The organism is Variovorax sp. J31P207, from assembly GCF_030316965.1.
In the GTDB taxonomy this organism is placed as follows: domain Bacteria; phylum Pseudomonadota; class Gammaproteobacteria; order Burkholderiales; family Burkholderiaceae_C; genus Variovorax; species Variovorax ginsengisoli_B.
The window spans coordinates 14633-30792 of record NZ_JASZYN010000022.1; the positions used below are offsets into that span (position 1 = coordinate 14633).

The 16160-nt window shown below is 67.0% G+C and carries 16 protein-coding genes; 10 read left to right on the plus strand and 6 right to left on the minus strand.

The window, feature by feature from the left end; translation table 11 throughout:
- Nucleotides 1-23: 23 nt before the first annotated feature.
- From QTI68_RS37820 to QTI68_RS37835, 4 genes are all read right to left on the minus strand, one after another.
- Nucleotides 24-1316 carry an NAD(P)/FAD-dependent oxidoreductase gene (locus QTI68_RS37820; protein ID WP_286529401.1) on the minus strand — a complete coding sequence of 431 codons (1293 nt, stop codon included), beginning with the start codon at nt 1314-1316 and terminating at the stop codon, nt 24-26.
- Between the two features lie 22 nt (nt 1317-1338).
- Nucleotides 1339-2004: a haloacid dehalogenase type II gene (locus tag QTI68_RS37825; protein ID WP_286529402.1), complete on the minus strand. Its 666-nt coding sequence runs from the start codon at nt 2002-2004 to the stop codon at nt 1339-1341.
- A 235-nt stretch (nt 2005-2239) separates the two neighbouring features.
- A complete protein-coding gene (locus tag QTI68_RS37830) occupies nt 2240-2596 on the minus strand; it encodes a cupin domain-containing protein (RefSeq protein WP_286529403.1) in 357 nt (118 codons plus the stop codon).
- A gap of 159 nt (nt 2597-2755) precedes the next feature.
- Complete coding sequence (locus QTI68_RS37835) at nt 2756-3202, minus strand: aldehyde dehydrogenase family protein (RefSeq protein ID WP_286529404.1); 447 nt, start codon at nt 3200-3202, stop codon at nt 2756-2758.
- Between the two features lie 160 nt (nt 3203-3362).
- Between QTI68_RS37835 and QTI68_RS37840 the strand changes: the two genes are divergently transcribed.
- From QTI68_RS37840 to QTI68_RS37850, 3 genes are read left to right on the plus strand one after another with little or no spacing between them, the layout of a single operon-like run.
- Nucleotides 3363-4241 carry a GNAT family N-acetyltransferase gene (locus QTI68_RS37840; protein WP_286529405.1) on the plus strand — a complete coding sequence of 293 codons (879 nt, stop codon included), beginning with the start codon at nt 3363-3365 and terminating at the stop codon, nt 4239-4241.
- 5 nt (nt 4242-4246) lie between these two features.
- A complete protein-coding gene (locus tag QTI68_RS37845; protein ID WP_286529406.1) occupies nt 4247-5182 on the plus strand; it encodes a 2-hydroxyacid dehydrogenase in 936 nt (311 codons plus the stop codon).
- A gap of 48 nt (nt 5183-5230) precedes the next feature.
- The gene (locus QTI68_RS37850; RefSeq protein WP_286529407.1) at nt 5231-5644 is read left to right on the plus strand and encodes a DUF3526 domain-containing protein; all 414 of its coding nucleotides are present in this window, start codon (nt 5231-5233) and stop codon (nt 5642-5644) included.
- Nucleotides 5645-5814: 170 nt separating this feature from the next.
- Here the strand turns inward: QTI68_RS37850 and QTI68_RS37855 are convergent, their stop codons facing one another.
- Both QTI68_RS37855 and QTI68_RS37860 read right to left on the minus strand, forming a co-directional pair.
- On the minus strand, nt 5815-7044 hold the full coding sequence (locus QTI68_RS37855; protein WP_286529408.1) for a M20 aminoacylase family protein: 1230 nt from the start codon (nt 7042-7044) through the stop codon (nt 5815-5817).
- Complete coding sequence (locus QTI68_RS37860) at nt 7041-7739, minus strand: HAD-IA family hydrolase (protein WP_286529410.1); 699 nt, start codon at nt 7737-7739, stop codon at nt 7041-7043. Before QTI68_RS37860 ends, QTI68_RS37855 begins: the two co-directional genes overlap by 4 nt.
- A gap of 616 nt (nt 7740-8355) precedes the next feature.
- On the opposite strand from QTI68_RS37860, the gene QTI68_RS37865 reads away from it, so the two are divergent.
- From QTI68_RS37865 to QTI68_RS37895, 7 genes are all read left to right on the plus strand, one after another.
- The gene (locus QTI68_RS37865; RefSeq protein ID WP_286529412.1) at nt 8356-9759 is read left to right on the plus strand and encodes an aspartate aminotransferase family protein; all 1404 of its coding nucleotides are present in this window, start codon (nt 8356-8358) and stop codon (nt 9757-9759) included.
- A gap of 76 nt (nt 9760-9835) precedes the next feature.
- The gene (locus tag QTI68_RS37870) at nt 9836-10330 is read left to right on the plus strand and encodes an Lrp/AsnC family transcriptional regulator (RefSeq protein WP_286529414.1); all 495 of its coding nucleotides are present in this window, start codon (nt 9836-9838) and stop codon (nt 10328-10330) included.
- Between the two features lie 142 nt (nt 10331-10472).
- Nucleotides 10473-11954: an aldehyde dehydrogenase family protein gene (locus QTI68_RS37875; protein WP_286529416.1), complete on the plus strand. Its 1482-nt coding sequence runs from the start codon at nt 10473-10475 to the stop codon at nt 11952-11954.
- A 46-nt stretch (nt 11955-12000) separates the two neighbouring features.
- Nucleotides 12001-12720, plus strand: a complete 720-nt coding sequence (locus QTI68_RS37880; RefSeq protein WP_286529418.1) for a cupin domain-containing protein — start codon at nt 12001-12003, stop codon at nt 12718-12720.
- A gap of 21 nt (nt 12721-12741) precedes the next feature.
- Nucleotides 12742-14067, plus strand: a complete 1326-nt coding sequence (locus QTI68_RS37885) for an NAD(P)/FAD-dependent oxidoreductase (protein ID WP_286529419.1) — start codon at nt 12742-12744, stop codon at nt 14065-14067.
- 16 nt (nt 14068-14083) lie between these two features.
- Nucleotides 14084-15157 carry an ornithine cyclodeaminase family protein gene (locus QTI68_RS37890; RefSeq protein WP_286529421.1) on the plus strand — a complete coding sequence of 358 codons (1074 nt, stop codon included), beginning with the start codon at nt 14084-14086 and terminating at the stop codon, nt 15155-15157.
- Nucleotides 15154-16134: a threonine ammonia-lyase gene (locus QTI68_RS37895; RefSeq protein WP_286529422.1), complete on the plus strand. Its 981-nt coding sequence runs from the start codon at nt 15154-15156 to the stop codon at nt 16132-16134. Before QTI68_RS37890 ends, QTI68_RS37895 begins: the two co-directional genes overlap by 4 nt.
- The last annotated feature ends 26 nt before the right edge of the window (nt 16135-16160 follow it).

Here is a 16160-nt window from a genome sequence, read left to right on the forward strand (position 1 = left end):
AAGAAAGGTGGTAGCTAGGGCGCTCAGGCCAGCCTGTCCTTGAGCGTGTAGTAAAGGCCGATCGCCGGCAGGAACCACGGCGGGCCGAAGTGGCCAGGGATGGCAGGCCAGTCGCGGCCTTGCCAGGGGTTGGCAAGCGCATCGCCGCCCATCACGGCCGCCATCCGCTGGCCCATGTGGACCGACATCTGTGTGCCATGGCCGCTGTAGCCCATCGCGTAGTAGAGGCCCTCGCGCTCGCCGGCGTGGGGCAGGCGGTCCTGCGTCATGTCGACCAGGCCGCCCCAGCAGTAGTCCAGCTGCACGGCGCCGAGCTGCGGGAAGATCTGGGCCAGCCCGGCGCGCAGGATCTCGCCGCTGGCGGCATCCGACTGCGGGCTGGAGATCGCGAAGCGCGCACGCCCGCCGAACACCAGCCGGTGGTCCGGGGTGAGCCGGAAGTAGTGGTGGATGTTGGCCACCGTGGTGTAGGTACGCCGTGCGGCCAGCAGGGCCTGCGCGCGCTCGGCGCCCAGTGGCTCGGTGACCACGATGAAGCTTCCGATCGGCACGATACGCCGGCGCAGCCAGCCGAAGCTGCCGTAGCCGCCGTGGCGCGTCGCCCCCGTGGCCAGCAGCACCTGCTGTGCGGCGACGGTGCCGTGGCCGGTGTGCAGCTTGTGCGCGTGGCCCTGGCCCAGGCGTTCGATGCGCTGCACGTTCGTGCCGGTGTGGATTTGCGCACCGCTGCGCTCGGCCGCCGCTGCCAACCCTTGGGCGAAGCGGCCCATGTGCATCTGCCCGCTGCGCTTGTAGAGCAGGCCGCCGTGGAACTGGTCGCTCTGCACTTCGGCGCGCACGCTGGCCGCGTCGAGCACCTGGACATCGGTGTCAACGCCGTCACCGATCAGGCGTTCGGCGCTGCGCTCCAGTGCGGCCATCTGGCTCGGCCGCGTGGCGAGCTTGAGCTTTCCGTGACGCAGGAAGTCGCAGGCGATAGCCTCCTCGCGCACAATCCGCTCAACCGTGTCCACGGCTTCGTCGTAGGCGTGGTACCAGCCTCGGGCGCGCTCGACGCCGACCTTGGCGGCCACTTCAGCGTAGTCCTGGGCGAGCCCGTTGTTGACATGCCCGCCGTTGCGGCCCGAGGCTTCGGCCGCTACGCGCTCGCCGGCCTCCAGCACCGCCACCTTGGCGCCGCGCCTCGTCAGCGCCAGCGCCGCCGAGAGGCCGGTGAAGCCGCCGCCCACGATCGCGACATCCACCTGCGCCGGCAGCTCGCACGAGCGCGAGACGAAGGCGGGCGCCGAATCGGTCCAATAGGATTCAAGCTTCATGGCGTGCGGTGCTTGCAACGGATCAGAGACCGACCACGCCGGGGAGGCCGCCAATGTCCTTGATCTCGACGTAGCGGTAGGCCGGGTTGCCCGGGCCGTGGCCGCGATTGACGAAGACCTTGTTGACGATGCCCAGGTCGTCCGCTGACATCAGGTCGTAGCGCAGGCTGGAGGACACGTGCAGCACGTCCTCGGGGTTGCAGCCCAGCGAATCGAGCATGTATTCGAAGGCCTGCAGGCGCGGCTTGTAGGCCTGGGCTTGCTGCGCGGTGTAAACGCGATGGAAGGGCGCTCCGAGCATGGCGACGTTCTTCTGAATCTGGCTGTCCGAGGCGTTCGACAGGATCACCAGCGGGATCTCGTTGGCGATCTTGGCCAGCCCTGCAGGGACATCCGCATGCGGGCTCCAGGTCGGCACCGCGTCGTAGTACTTTTGCGCTTCGTGGTCGAGGTACTGGATCTTCCACTTCTTGCACAGGCGGCGCACCGCGTTCTTCAGCACCACGTCGTAGGGCTGCCAGTCGCCCAGCACCTCGTCGAAGCGGTAGGCGCTGAAGTCGGCGACGAACTGCTCCATGCGCTCTGCCGGGATGCGGTCGGCGAACATGTCGCGCGCCAAGTCGCCCATGCGAAAGCGCGTGAGGGTGCCATAGCAGTCGAAGGTGATGTACTTGGGCCGGAAGGTCATGGTCTCTATTCCTTAAATGACAGATGTAAATGAGGCGAACTGATGACGACGTGATTGCAGCACGCACAAGCGCTGAGGCCGTAGGGAAATTGGGCGCCTGGCACACGAAAACTGCGGTTTGGAGGGGGTGCGGCGGCATCCCGTGCGGTCTGCCCCTTGCGCGTGCAGCGACGCACCTCGGTGCGTCGCTGCGAAGGCGATGCGCACGTTTTTGAAGCGGCAGGCTGAGTCATGCTCAGGCCATGATCCACACTTTGCGCACGGTCTCGAGGGTGCGCCAGGTGCCGGTGTAGCCGGGCTTCATGATGAAGCAGTCCCCGGCCTTGTAGGTGACCGGGCGCTGTCCGTCCTCGGTGAGCTCGACCACGCCGGACAGGATCAGGCAGAACTCCCAGGTCTCGCCCTTGATGGAGCGGTTGACGCCGGGCGTCGACTCCCACACGCCAGCGCGCACCTTGTCGTCTTTGGCGCTGTCGACATCCCAGTTGCGGCACACGATGTCGCCTTCGATGACGCGTTCAGCGGGCGGCCGGTACTCACGCGGTTCGCCGAGTTGATCGAAGTTGAAGTCGATGAGTAGATTCTTTGACATGAAAAGTGGACTCTCAGGAGGGTGGAACACGACCCTGATGCTAAGTTTGGGCGTTCTCGCGTGGGTGCCGAAGCAGATGCCGAAAACGGTGGCAAATGCCGATTGGCTGCGCGGCGAAGCGCAATCTGCTTTGCGCGGGCAATGCGTGAGACTCGGCGATCAATTGGAGAAGTCGTTGCCTGCCGCCAACGCCGGGCCAATGTCGGTGACGGCCTGCGTGACCGGGAAGTTCCAGAGTGCGAAGTCGGAACGACGCCGGAGGGCTCGCCGACCACCAGACCCAGTTGGCGCGCTGCGCGTCGCTGCCGCATCGCCGCCCAGCAGCTCGTCGGCGCATTCTGCAAAGAACCTCAGGCAGTCGGCGGCGTACGGGCCGTCCACGTCCAAGACCGCGCGGTCGACGATTGCCGCGGCAGCGATCGGCACCTCTGCGCAGACCATCCCATCGGACGGGCGACGGACCTCCAGCACGTCACCCTCGCCATCGACCAGCACACCCCCGATGAAATGTCGCTTCTGAAAGGAGATCTTGTTGCGATCAGAATCAGGCATCTTCAAGTTCGGGTCGAGGCTTTGGATGGCGATCGACGCTAGGGGGCTCAGCATTTGTATGCGTAAGCGGGCCCGCTGCCGCAGCGAATTGCAAAACACGCACGCTTTGCAGGCGAAGCTTGCGAGTTGCTTGAGAGTGCGAATTCGGTCTGGTGCAGGCCGTCAAAGTCGTCCAAGATGAAGGCGTTTCTCCTTTGCAGAAAGAGCCTCTCCGATGCCTGATCGCACCCTGGATGCACCCACCACAGACGAAATGGTGCTGAGACCGATGACGACCGGCGACTTGCCAGTTGCGCACGCGCTGTCGGCGCAGCTGCGCTGGCCGCACCGTCCGACGGACTGGGCGCAGGCGTTCGCGCATGCCGAAGGCTTCGTCGTCGAGTGCGACGGCGCCATCGTTGCCACCGCGCAGCGCTGGCGCTGGGGCGCGCACCACGCCACCATCGGCCTCGTGATTGTGGCGCCGGCCTGCCAGGGACGACGCATCGGGCAACGGTTGATGAGCGCGCTGCTCGAGGGCCTCGACGAACACACCGTGCTGCTGCACGCCACCCCGGAAGGCCGCGGACTGTACGAGCGGCTGGGCTTCGTGCGCACCGGCGAACTGCGGCAGCACCAAGGCATCGCGCAGACGGCACCGATGATCGCGCTCAAGCCCGGCTGGCGGCTGCGGCCTGCCGGACTCCATGAGGCTGCAGGTCTGCAGGCGCTCGACGCGGCGGCGCGCGGCATGCCGCGCGATGCGCTGATCGCTGACCTGCTCGCCGGCGCGGATGCCTGCGTGGTGCTCGATCACGACAACGAGCCACTGGGCTTCGCGATGCTGCGGCGCTTCGGACGCGGGCACGCGATCGGTCCGGTCGTCGCGCCCGACGCCGAAGGCGCCAAGGCGCTGATCGCGCATCTCGCCGGACTCAACGCCGGCAACTTCACGCGTATCGACATCGACTTCGCAAGCGGGCTGACTGAATGGCTCGAAAGCATCGGCCTGCCGTGCGTGGACGCCCCGACGACGATGGTGCGCGGTGCGCCGCTTGCCGAGCCGCCGGACGGGCCGGAGATGTTCGCGATCGTGACCCAAGCTATCGGTTGATGGCGATGGGCACGACCACCTTCCTCTACAAATCAGATCCGGTGCGCGGCCGCCAGTGGGCCGAGGTGTTCCGGCGCCGCGCGCCCGAGATCGACTTCCGCATCTGGCCCGACATCGGCGATGCGGCGCAGGTGCGCTTTCTTGCGGCCTGGGAACCGCCGCAGGACCTGGCCGAGCGCTTCCCGAACCTCGAGGTGCTGTTCTCCTCCGGCGCAGGCGTTGACCAGTTCGACTTTGCGACATTGCCCCCCGCACTGCCGGTGGTGCGCATGGTGGAGCCCGGCATCGTGCGCGGCATGGTCGAGTACGTGACGCACGCGGTGCTCGGCCTGCATCGCGACATGCCGCGCTACCGGCGCCAGCAGCAGGAGGCCCAGTGGCGCCCGCTGCCGGTGCGGTCCGCCGCCGAGCGGCGCGTCGGCGTGCTCGGGCTCGGCTCGCTGGGCCAGGCGGTGCTGGCGCAGCTTGTCGGCCTGGGCTTTGATTGCGCAGGGTGGAGCCGTTCGCGGCATGCAGTCAACGGCGTGCAATGCCATGCGGGTACCGACGAGCTGCCGTCCTTCCTCGCGCGTACCGAGATCCTCGTGTGCCTGCTGCCGCTCACCGATTCGACGCGCGGTTTTCTCGATGCGCGGCTGTTCTCGATGCTGCCGGAAGGCGCGGGCCTCGTACATGTCGGCCGCGGGCCGCAGTTGATCGATACCGATCTGCTGGCTGCATTGGCCAGCGGCCAGATCGGCGATGCCGTGCTCGACGTGACCGAGCCTGAGCCGCTGCCTCCGGCGCATGCGTTCTGGCGCCACCCGAACGTCCAGCTCACGCCGCACATCGCGAGCATGACGCAGCCCTTGAGCGCGGCCGAGGTCGTGCTGGACAACCTGCGCCGTTTCGAGGCCAGCGAGCCGATGATCGGCCTCGTCGATCGCGCGCGGGGGTACTGAGAAGATGCAGGAACCTCAACGGGACAACGAGCGAGCAGTGCTGGGCAGGTGCGCGAGCGCCATCCGGCGCAGGAACCGCTGCCCAACCTGAAAACCGCGGCCGTCAGCCCGCCGGCCCGAGTGGTGGAGCAGGCCGTGATCGAGGACTTTCGCCTGGTCAGCCGCAATCCGAACGTCAACGTCTGGACCCCGGCTCGATGGGAATCTGCCTTGGTCAGGGGCGCGCTGGCCGCCCTGGTCGATTTCGATCGGGCCGAGATCACGCTGCGTTGCCTTTCGATGGCGGCTGCAGGCACTATCCTGCAGAACTACCGTCGCTTCGTCGAGCAGGCTGAGCACCATCGGTATCGACTGATGCAGGACTCGAGGCCGAGAAGCTCAGCTTCGCTGGCAACCGATCCAGCCGCGATAGCCGCAGCAGCCACGCGCACTGGCGCGACTTTGCCGAGTTTTCGCGACTAAGCCGCACCGCCCATCGACGCGCTGCGCATGCCGCGTCAGCCGCTGCTGCTCTGGCTGGCGACGCAGTTGCGGCAGGCGTTGCCGGCCCAGATGCGCCCGATGATCATGGGGCGCTCCACGTGTTCAGGGCTTGCGCAAAGCATACCCAAGCCCCCGGGAAGGCCCGGCGCCTACCTTGCCATCACGACGGACAGAGCAGGCGGGGATGCCGGGTCGGCAGCGGGTGCCAGCTCGCGCTCGGCCACTTCGCAGAACCAGCGCACGCCCAGCGGCAGCGCATCGTCGTTGAAGTCATAGCAAGGGTGATGCAGCGCGCGTTCGCCATCCGGCCCCGGATCGGCGCGGCCCTGGCCCAGCCAGAGGTAGGCGCCGGGCCGGTGTTTCAACATGAAGGCGAAGTCCTCTGAGGTGAAGGCGGCGCGCGGCGCCATGTCAGCCTGCAGGCCGATGGATTTGGCCGCGGCCAGCGCGAGAGCAGCCTCGGTGGCCGTGTTGACGGTGGCCGGGTAGTACCGCACATAGCTCACGTCCACCTGCGTGCCGCTGGCCAGCGCCACGCCGTCCACGGTAGCGCGCAGCGCCGCCTCGATGCGGTCCTGCGATCCGGCATCGAAGCTGCGCACGGTGCCGGTGATCGACACTTCCGCCGGCAGCACGTTGTGGCTGTGGCCGCCTTCGATGCGCGTGACCGACAGCACCGCCGATTCGCCCGGGTCGATGCGGCGCGAAACGATGGTGTGCAGCTGCGCAACGAGCTGACTGGCGGCGAGGATCGCGTCCGGCGTGTGATGCGGCTGCGCCGCATGGCCGCCGCGACCGCGCAGCACGATGTCGAAGCGGTCGGCCGCGGCCATGATCGGGCCGGCCCGCGTCTGTACATGGCCGATGGGCAGGTCGGGCCAGTTGTGCAGCGCATAGACGCTGTCGCAGGGGAAGCGCTCGAACAGACCGTCCTCGATCATCGCTCGCGCGCCGCCCTCGCCTTCTTCGGCCGGCTGGAAGATGAAGTGCACCGTGCCGTCGAAGCGCCGCGTGCGCGCCAGCTGGCGCGCGGCGCCGATCAGCATGCTGGTGTGGCCGTCGTGGCCGCAGCCATGGTGCACGCCCTGCGTGCGGCTGGCATGGGCGGCGCGCCCCAGTTCGACCATCGGCAGCGCATCCATGTCGGCACGCAGGCCGACGCTGCGCGTCCCGCTGCCGGAGCTGAGCGTGCCGACCACGCCGGTGCCGCCCAGGCCTTCATGGACCTCGAGGCCGAGCAGTCGCAGCGCCTGCGCCACGAGGCCTGCCGTGCGCCTTTCCTCAAACGCGAGCTCGGGATGTGCGTGCAGGTCGCGACGCAGCGCGACCAGTTCGGGCAGCAGGTCGGCGACCGGCGCGGCGATCGCGTGCAGCGTCAAAGCCCCGCCTCGACGGCGTCGGCCAGCTCGGCCAGCGTGTGGAAGTGGTAGTCGGGCTGGGTGTGTTCGGATTCGAGCGTGCCGCCGGAACCCTTCTGTCCATGGCGGCGCTCGATCCAGCAGGTGGTGATGCCCAACTGCTTGGAAATGCCGATGTCGTGGTACTGGCTTTGCGCGACGTGCAGGTTGTCCGCCTGCTTGTAGCCCCAGGCGCCCTCGATGCGGCCGCGGGCGTAGGCGAAGTAGCGCGCATCGGGCTTCTCGCACAGCGCGTCGTCGCAGGCGAGCAGCATGTCGAAGGGAGAGCCCAGCGTCTTTTCGAAGTGCGCCAGCGCCCATTGCTGCGCATTGGTCATAGTCACCAGCTTGAAGCGCCTGGCCAGGCGCTTCAGTGCGTCCACCGAATCGGGAAACGCCGGCCACTGCGCCACCGAATCGCGCAGGCCCTGCGCGAGTGCGTCGGTGTCGGGCAGGCCCAGCTTCGGTGCGATGGCATGCCAGCAGCGCGCGAGATCGTCGGGGTACCAGCCGGCCGTGCCGTCGGCGCGCGCGTGGCGGTAGGCGGCGAGGAAATCCTCGTCCGTCACCCGGGACTCGGGCACCGCGGAGCGCAGGTAGGCGAGCATGCCGCCCTCGAAATCGATCAGCGTGCCGACGACGTCGAAGGTGAGCACCTTGAAATCTTGCAGGGACATGGTGAAGAGCTCCAGTGATGACGGCAATGCCGTTGCTATGAGCATAGGGGCCGCTTTCTGCGCCGCTGAATCAAAGTGGGTCCGCGCTGCGGCACAGGATTTCGTTGTCGGCACGCTGCCGGCATCTTCTTCTGTCGCCCAACGTCGGATGGCAGACGGTGCCTCAAGCTCTAACGTGACGCCGCACGCTCTGATTGGACTTTGGGAAAGCGTCATCAAGGCAATTACTGGCAAGTCGCTCGAGACCCTGCTCGGCGAAGGCGGCATGGGCCCTGGAAGTGGGACCAGGACCGTGCGTCGGCCTGCCTCTATGTCGTTGCAATCGGATGGGACCTGTCACCAGAGGCCACGATGGAGAAGTTCATCCGCACCCATCCCGAATGGAAGCACACCGCGCCACCGCCTTCGGGCTTTTACTGGCCTTTGAGTCGGGCGCGGCTGCCGCCGGTCGAGTGCGCCCGTCGTAGAGGCCCCCGGCATGGACGCGACGGCAGTATCTGCTGTGGCGACCCGCACAACCGCAGCCTGCTCTGCGCAACGACCCCAATCTAGCACCAGCGCGAGAGGCGCGCGCCCTAAGCTTCTGGACATCCTTAAACCCGACCACCGCCCCTCCATGACGCACTCCGCCGCACTCCCCAACCTGGCCGCGCTCGATGTCATCGACCGCGCCCATCTCATCCATCCCGTCTCGCCCTGGCGCGTGCACGAGCAGCGCGGGCCCACCGTGCTCGCCTCGGGCCGCGGCGCGTGGCTCACCGATGCCAGTGGCCACGAACTGCTCGACGCCTTCGCCGGCCTCTGGTGCGTCAACGTGGGCTACGGGCAGGAGAGCGTGGTGCAGGCCGCGGCCGAGCAGATGCGCCGCCTTCCGTATGCGACCGGCTACTTCCATTTCAGCAGCGAGCCGGCCATTCGCCTGGCCGAGAAGCTGGTGCAGATCACGCCGGCTTCGCTGACCCGCGTGTACCTGACGCTCGGCGGCTCCGAGGCGATCGACGCCGCGGTGCGGTTCATCGTGCAGTACCACAACGCGACCGGCAAGCCGTCGAAGAAGCAGTTCATCGCGCTGGAGCGCGGCTACCACGGCTCCTCGTCCACCGGCGCCGGCCTGACCGCTTTGCCGGCCTTCCATCGCGGCTTCGACCTGCCGCTGCCCACGCAGCACTACATCCCCTCACCCTACGCCTACCGCCATGCGGACGGGGCCGACCCGCAGGCGCTGATCGCAGCCTCGGTCGCCGCACTGCGCTCCAAGGTGGCCGAGCTGGGCGCGGACAACGTGGCGGCCTTCTTCTGCGAGCCGATTCAGGGCTCGGGCGGCGTCATCGTGCCGCCCAAAGGCTGGCTGAAGGCCATGCGCGAGGCCACGCGCGAGCTCGGCATCCTCTTCGTCGTCGACGAGGTCATCACCGGCTTCGGCCGCACCGGCCCCATGTTCGCGTGCGAGGCCGAGGGTGTGGAGCCCGACCTGATGACCATGGCCAAGGGCCTGACCGCCGGCTACGCGCCGATGGGCGCAACGATGATGTCGGAGCAGGTCTATGCCGGCATCGCCGACGGTGCGCCGGCGGGCGCATCGATCGGACATGGCGCGACCTATTCGGCACACCCGGTCAGCGCCGCGGTCGCGCTGGAGGTGCTGCGCCTGTACGAGGAGGGCGGCGTGCTCGCCAACGGCCAGCGCGGCGCGGCCCACTTCGCGGCCGGGCTCGATGGGCTGCGTGCGCATCCGCTGGTAGGCGATGCGCGCCATCGCGGACTGCTCGGCGCGCTCGAGCTGGTGAGCGACAAGGCGAGCAAGCGCGGCTTCGATGCCGCACTCGGCCTGGCCGACCGCATCTTCGCCGCCGGCTACCGCAACGGCTTGGTGTTCCGTTCCTTCGGCGACCACATTCTCGGCTTTGCGCCGGCGCTCACCTTCACCGAGGACGAGTTCGCGCAGATGTTCTCGCGCCTGAAGAAGACGCTCGACGAGGTGCTCGACGCGCCGGACGTTCGCGCCGCATTGACTGCCTGAGCGAAAACCCGCGTACCGACCCCCAACACAACGAGACAGACGCAGAATCGGGCTATCTTCGTTTTTCGGCACCGCCATGTCAGAAGCCTTCAAAATCGACCGACTCGACCTGCGCATCCTGGCGCAACTTCAGAAGAACGGGCGCATGACCAACGTGGACCTGGCGGATGCGGTGGGCCTGTCGCCCAGCCCCTGCCTGATCCGCGTGAAGCGGATGGAGCAGGCCGGCTATATCGCCGGCTACGGTGCCCACCTGCGGCTGGAGAAGCTCGGCGACACGCTCACCGTATTCACCGAGGTCACGCTGCAGGATCACCACCGTGAGGATTTCGTGCGCTTTGAGGCCGCCATCCGCGAGGTCGACGAGGTGCTCGAATGCCACCTGGTGAGCGGCGGCTACGACTACCTGCTGCGCTTCCTGACGCGGGGTGTGAACCACTACCAGGAAGTGATCGAGGAACTGCTCGAACGCAACATCGGAATCGCGAAGTACTTCAGCTACATCGTCATCAAGTCGCCATTCATCAAGACGCACAGTCCGATCGAGCGGCTGTTCCCGCATCCGCGCTGAGGCGCTTTCGTTCCGTCCATTCCCGGCTGCAAGGGGCCGACGGCAGGATCTGCTTGTAGCGACTCGCACAACCGCAGCCTCCTTCGTGCAAGACCATCATTGCAGCAGCGGCGCGAGGGGCACGCAGCCTAAACTTTTTGCCATGAACTCCCCGATCATCGAACACCTCAGGAGCGCTGGCCGCCTGGACCGCATGTACGTTGGCGGCGAGTGGGTCGTGCCCGAAACGCAGGCTCGCAGCGCCGTCGTCGACCCCTCGACGGACGAGCCCGTCGCGGAGATCGCGCTGGGAAGTGCAAGAGACGTTGCTGCCGCGGTGGCTGCGGCGCAGCGCGCCTTCGTGACATGGTCCGTGAGCTCCCCGCACAGCAGGGCCTCGCTTCTCGATCGCGTGCACAGTCTGATCCTCGAGCGCGCGGAGTTGTTTGCCCAGGCCATCTCGCTGGAGATGGGCGCGGCAATCGGCATGGCGCGTAGCACTCAAGTGCCTGTTGCGGCGGAGCACATCCGCGTGGCCCGGGACATTGCGGGCAGCTATCCCTTCCTCACCCATCGGGGCGACACGGCCATCGTGCGAGAAGCCATCGGGGTGTGCGGCCTGATCACGCCCTGGAACTGGCCGCTCTACCAGATCACCGCCAAGGTCGGTCCCGCCTTGGCGGCGGGGTGCACCGTCGTTCTGAAGCCCAGCGAGCTGTCGCCGCTGAGCGCGTTGCTGTTCGCGGAAGTGATGCACGACGCCGGAATTCCGGCGGGTGTGTTCAACCTGGTCAACGGCCAAGGGCCAGAGGTTGGCGCCGCTCTGGCTGCGCACCCGGATGTCGACATGATCTCCATCACCGGCTCCACCCGGGCCGGCGTGCTGGTGGCGCAGGCGGCCGCACCGACTGTCAAGCGCGTTGCCCAGGAACTCGGCGGTAAGTCGCCCAACGTCATCCTGCCCGATGCTGATTTCGCACGCGCCATACCGGCTGCGGTGGCGGCCGGTATGCGCAATGTTGGCCAGTCCTGCAGCGCCCCGACCCGTATCATCGTGCCGCGCGAACGCCTCGCGGAGGTCGAACGACTCGCTTGCGAGACCGCGTCCACGCTCGTCGTGGGCGATCCGCGTTCGCCGCAGACCACGCACGGCCCGGTAGCCAATCGCGCGCAGTTCAATCGCGTGCAGGAGATGATCGGTGTCGGCACGGCCGAAGGCGCGCGCCTCGTCTGCGGCGGCCCCGGCCGGCCGCAGGGGCTGGAGCGTGGCTGCTACGTGCGCCCGACACTTTTCTCCGACGTGGAGCCGCAGATGCGGATCGCGCAGGAAGAAATCTTCGGCCCGGTGCTGGTGATCATCGCCTACGACAGCGTGGACGAGGCGGTGGCCATCGCCAACGGCACCGAATACGGCCTGGGCGCGCACGTGCAGGGCCGCGACCTGGCGGCCGCGCGCGCGGTGGCCTTGCGCATCCGCTCCGGGCAGATCCACATCAACAACCCGCCCTGGAGCCCCGATGCGCCCTTTGGCGGCTACAAGCGCTCGGGCAACGGACGCGAATACGGCGTCGAAGGCCTGGAGGAATACCTCGAGACCAAGGCCATCCTCGGCTACCTGGAAGGCCCGGCGCCCACTGCCGCATGAGGGCGCGAACGCAGACAAATACCCGCAACTCAAAGGAACAACGACCATGACCGTGGCCCTGCTGCTGCACCGCGCCGATGGCGCATCGCCATCGACCTCTTTCCGCAGGGCCGCCTTCGGCCCGGCCGATCCCTTCGCTCGCGATCGCGAAATCGCCTGGGAAGGACCAGGCGCGATGAGCGCTGGCCGCGTCAGCTTCTCCGGTGACCTCGATGTCGCGCGCTTTCCCCACATCGAGACCCTTGTGGTGGTGGAGGGCGAGCTGACCTTGACGGTGGCCGGAGAGGCGCCGCTGGTGCTCGTCGCGCAAGCGGGCGCGGTCATCGGATGCGGCACCGCACTTCACATCCAGGCTGCAGCGCGCACGCGGTTCGTCTTTTGCGCGGCCGCTTGCGAGAAGCCGACCCAGCGCGGCGTCACTGCACTGCGCGCCGAAGCCAACTTCAAGCCGTCCAATCCGCCACCGGCCGAGACGCTGCTGGGTCCCACGCCGCAATGCCGCAGCGACAACGTGTTTACCGACGACGGCGCGCAGTACCTCGCGGGCACCTGGGAGTCGACCCCTTACCACCGGATCGTCCGGGCCCATCGCCTCAACGAGTTCATGTTCCTGCTGGCCGGCGGCGTGCGGTTTGCTGCCCCTGACGGCAGCGTGCTGTCTGCCGTCACCGGCGATGCGCTGTTCGTGCCGCAGGGCGCACCGATCGGCTGGGAGAGCAGCGATCGCGTGGCGAAGTACTACGTGTGCCAAAGCGTTGCAGCCTGAGGCGACGATCGAGCCCCAGCCATGTCCCAGCCACTGCGTCTCGTTGAGACCTCGCCCAACCTGCCAGCCCGTGCCGACGTCGTCGTGATCGGCGGCGGGATCATCGGTGTCTTCACCGCCTACTACCTGGCCCAGCGCGGGCTGTCGGTCGCCGTCGTCGAAAAGGGCCGCATCGGCGCCGAACAATCGAGCCGCAACTGGGGCTGGTGCCGCCAGCAGAACCGCGACGCGCGCGAACTGCCCATGTCCACCCGGAGCCTGGAGTTGTGGGATCAGTTTGCCGCAGACAGCGGCGAAGACACGGGCTTCAAGCGCTGCGGCTTGCTGTACCTCAGCAACGACGAGGCCCAGATTGCCGGCTGGGCCAAATGGCGCGAGTTTGCGACGACGGTTGGTGTGACCACGCACATGCTCAGCGGCCGCGAGGCCTCGGAGCGTGGCCAGGCGACCGGCCGCGCGTGGAAAGGCGGCGTCTTCTCACCCAGCGACGGCACGGCCGATCCGGCCAAGGCGGCGCCGGCCGTCGCCGCCGCGCTCATGAAACTCGGCGGCACCGTCCACCAGAACTGCGCCGCGCGTGGCATCGAGATGGAGGGTGGCCGGCTCAGCGGCGTGGTGACCGAAGCGGGGACAATCAAGACCCGTACCGCCGTGCTCGCAGGCGGCGCGTGGGCGTCCTCGTTCTGCAACCAGCTCGGCGTGCAGTTTCCGGTCGCCACGATCCGCCAATCGATCGTGCGCCTGGCGCCGGTGGAGCAGCAACTGCCGGCCGCGCTGACCAGCCCCCGCGTTGCCATCACCCGGCGCCCTGACGGCCACTACGTCCTGGCCATCAGCGGCCGAGGGCGCGCCGACCCCACGGCACAGCTGGTGCGCTTCGCACCGCAGTTCTTGCCGATGTTCGCCAAGCGCTGGCGCAACGTGTTTCCCGGCGGCCTGGAAGGCATCCGATGGGGCCACGAAACCCGCGCTCGATGGAAGCTGGACGCTCCCACACCGATGGAACGGGCGCGCATCCTCGACCCGACGCCCGACCCCGCGGGTGTCCGCGAAATCCACCGCCGTGCCGTCGATCTGTTGCCTGTGCTGCGCGAAGTCCGCATCGTCAACACCTGGGCGGGCTACATCGACAGCACGCCCGACGGCGTGCCGGGTATCGGAGAACTGCCGCAGGTGCCAGGCTTCATCCTGGCCGCGGGCTTCTCCGGCCACGGCTTTGGCATCGGCCCCGGCGCAGGCCACCTGATCGCCGACCTGGTGTCCGGGGCCAAGCCGATCTTCGATCCCGCGCCTTTCAGCCCGGCACGGTTCAGCGGTTCGGCGTGGGGCAAGGTTGCTGACTTCTAGGTTTGCCGGCACGCCGATGGTCCTGCTGGCCGACCGCGCGCGGCGCTACCGAAAGCAGTTGCCCGAGCCCTTGATTCATGGAGAGATCACCCCGATGAAGACACTGTTGCTGAACAAAGAGGATGTAGGAAGCCTGATTTCCATGAAGGAAGTCATCGGAACGGTGGAGGAGGCGTACAAGGCCTTCAACAGTGGCCAGGTGAATCAACCGCCGTATACATGCATCCACCTCCCGCCACCCCGGGGCGAAATCGACTTCAAGCTGGGTTATTGCGAGGCCAACGAGATCATCTCGATGAAGGCCTCGTCCGGGGGATTCCCGAACAACCCCACCGAGCACGGCGTGCCCAGCGGCATGGGAACCATCCTCCTGTTCGACGCCAGAACCTGCGCGCTCATCTGCGTGATGGATGGCAGCCTGATCACCGGCCTGAGAACCGGCGCCGCCGGAGCCGTCTCGGTGAAGGCGCTGGCCTGCAAGAACGCGAGGACCATCACCTCCATCGGGACTGGCAATCAGGCCCGGATGCAGATCCGGGCGATCCGGGAGGTGATGACGATCGAAGCCATCCATGCCTGGAGCCACCACCCCCAGACCCTCGCCCAGTACAAGGCCGACATCGAGCGCGAGTTCGGCATCCCGGTGGTGATGGCCCGCTCCAAACAAGACGCGGTGGAACAGGCGGACATTCTCGTCACCACCACCCGCGGCAAAGGCTCGCTGGTGGAAGCCGCCTGGGTCCGACCTGGCACGCATATCGTCGCCATCGGCACGGACACGCAAGGCAAGCAGGAACTGGAGCCGGAGATCTTCAGGAACGCCAAGATCGTCAACGATTCGATCGCGCAATGCGTCGAGAAAGGCGAAACCTGGCACCCGCTGCACAACAACATCATCAGCAAGCACGACATCCACGCCGAGATCGGCGAGATCCTGCTGGGCAAGAAGCCGGGGCGCGAGTCCGACGACGAGATCACGATCTTCGACTCGACGGGCATGGCCATTCAGGACAACACGACGTCGAACCTGATCTATCGCAACGCCATCGCCAGCAACACCGGCATGGCCTTTGAGTTCATTCAATCATGATTCCCCTGCTTGAACACCCCACCCTTCGCGACATCCACCAAGCACGGGAGCGGCTGAAACCGCACATCCGTCACACGCCCATGCTGCGCGCCGAGAAGATGGAGACCACCCTCGGGTGCGAGGTGTACCTCAAACCCGAGACGCTGCAGATCACCGGGGCCTTCAAGATCCGGGGCGCGCTGAACAAGGCCTTGTCTCTGCCTCGCGAGGCCATTGCCAACGGCATCATCGCTACGTCTTCAGGCAACCATGCCCAGGGGCTGGCCTACGCAGCGCGGATGCTGGGTGTCAAGGCGCTTCTGGTGGTGCCCGTCACCACCCCGAAAATCAAGGTGGAAAACACCCGGGCGCTCGGCGCGGAGGTGATTCTGATTGACGGCGACACCGCGGCGCGATGGAAACGCGTTTACGAGATCGCGGCAGAAAACCACTACGCCGTAGTGCACGCATTCGAGGACCCCATGGTCATGGCGGGCCAGGGAACCATCGGATGCGAAATCCTGGAAGACCTGGCCGACGTGGACACTGTCATCATTCCCATGGGCGGCGGGGGTCTCATCTCCGGCATTGCCACCGCCATCAAGGAAACCAGACCCTCCGTACGTGTGGTGGGCGCGGAGCCGGCGCTGACCCCCAAGTACTTCCATAGCCGGATCAACAAGGAGCGCACTTCGCTGCCGCTGAAGAACACGATCGCCGACGGATTGCGCATCAGTGTGCCGGGCCAGAACCCCTATCCCATCATCGAAAGGTACGTCGACGAGATCGTGCTGGTGGAGGACGAACACATCATCGAGGGCATGCGCATGCTGGCCAAGGACGCCAAGCTGATCGCAGAGCCGGCTGCCTCGATCGGCATTGGCGCGCTGCTGGCGAAAGGACTCAAGGTGACGCCGAAGGAAAAGGTCTGTGTGGTGTTGACAGGCGGCAACTGGGATCTGTGCGATCTTGCCGAAGTCTTTCAACGCGGCAATTGATCGCTCTCGAGTTGGGGTGCCCGCGA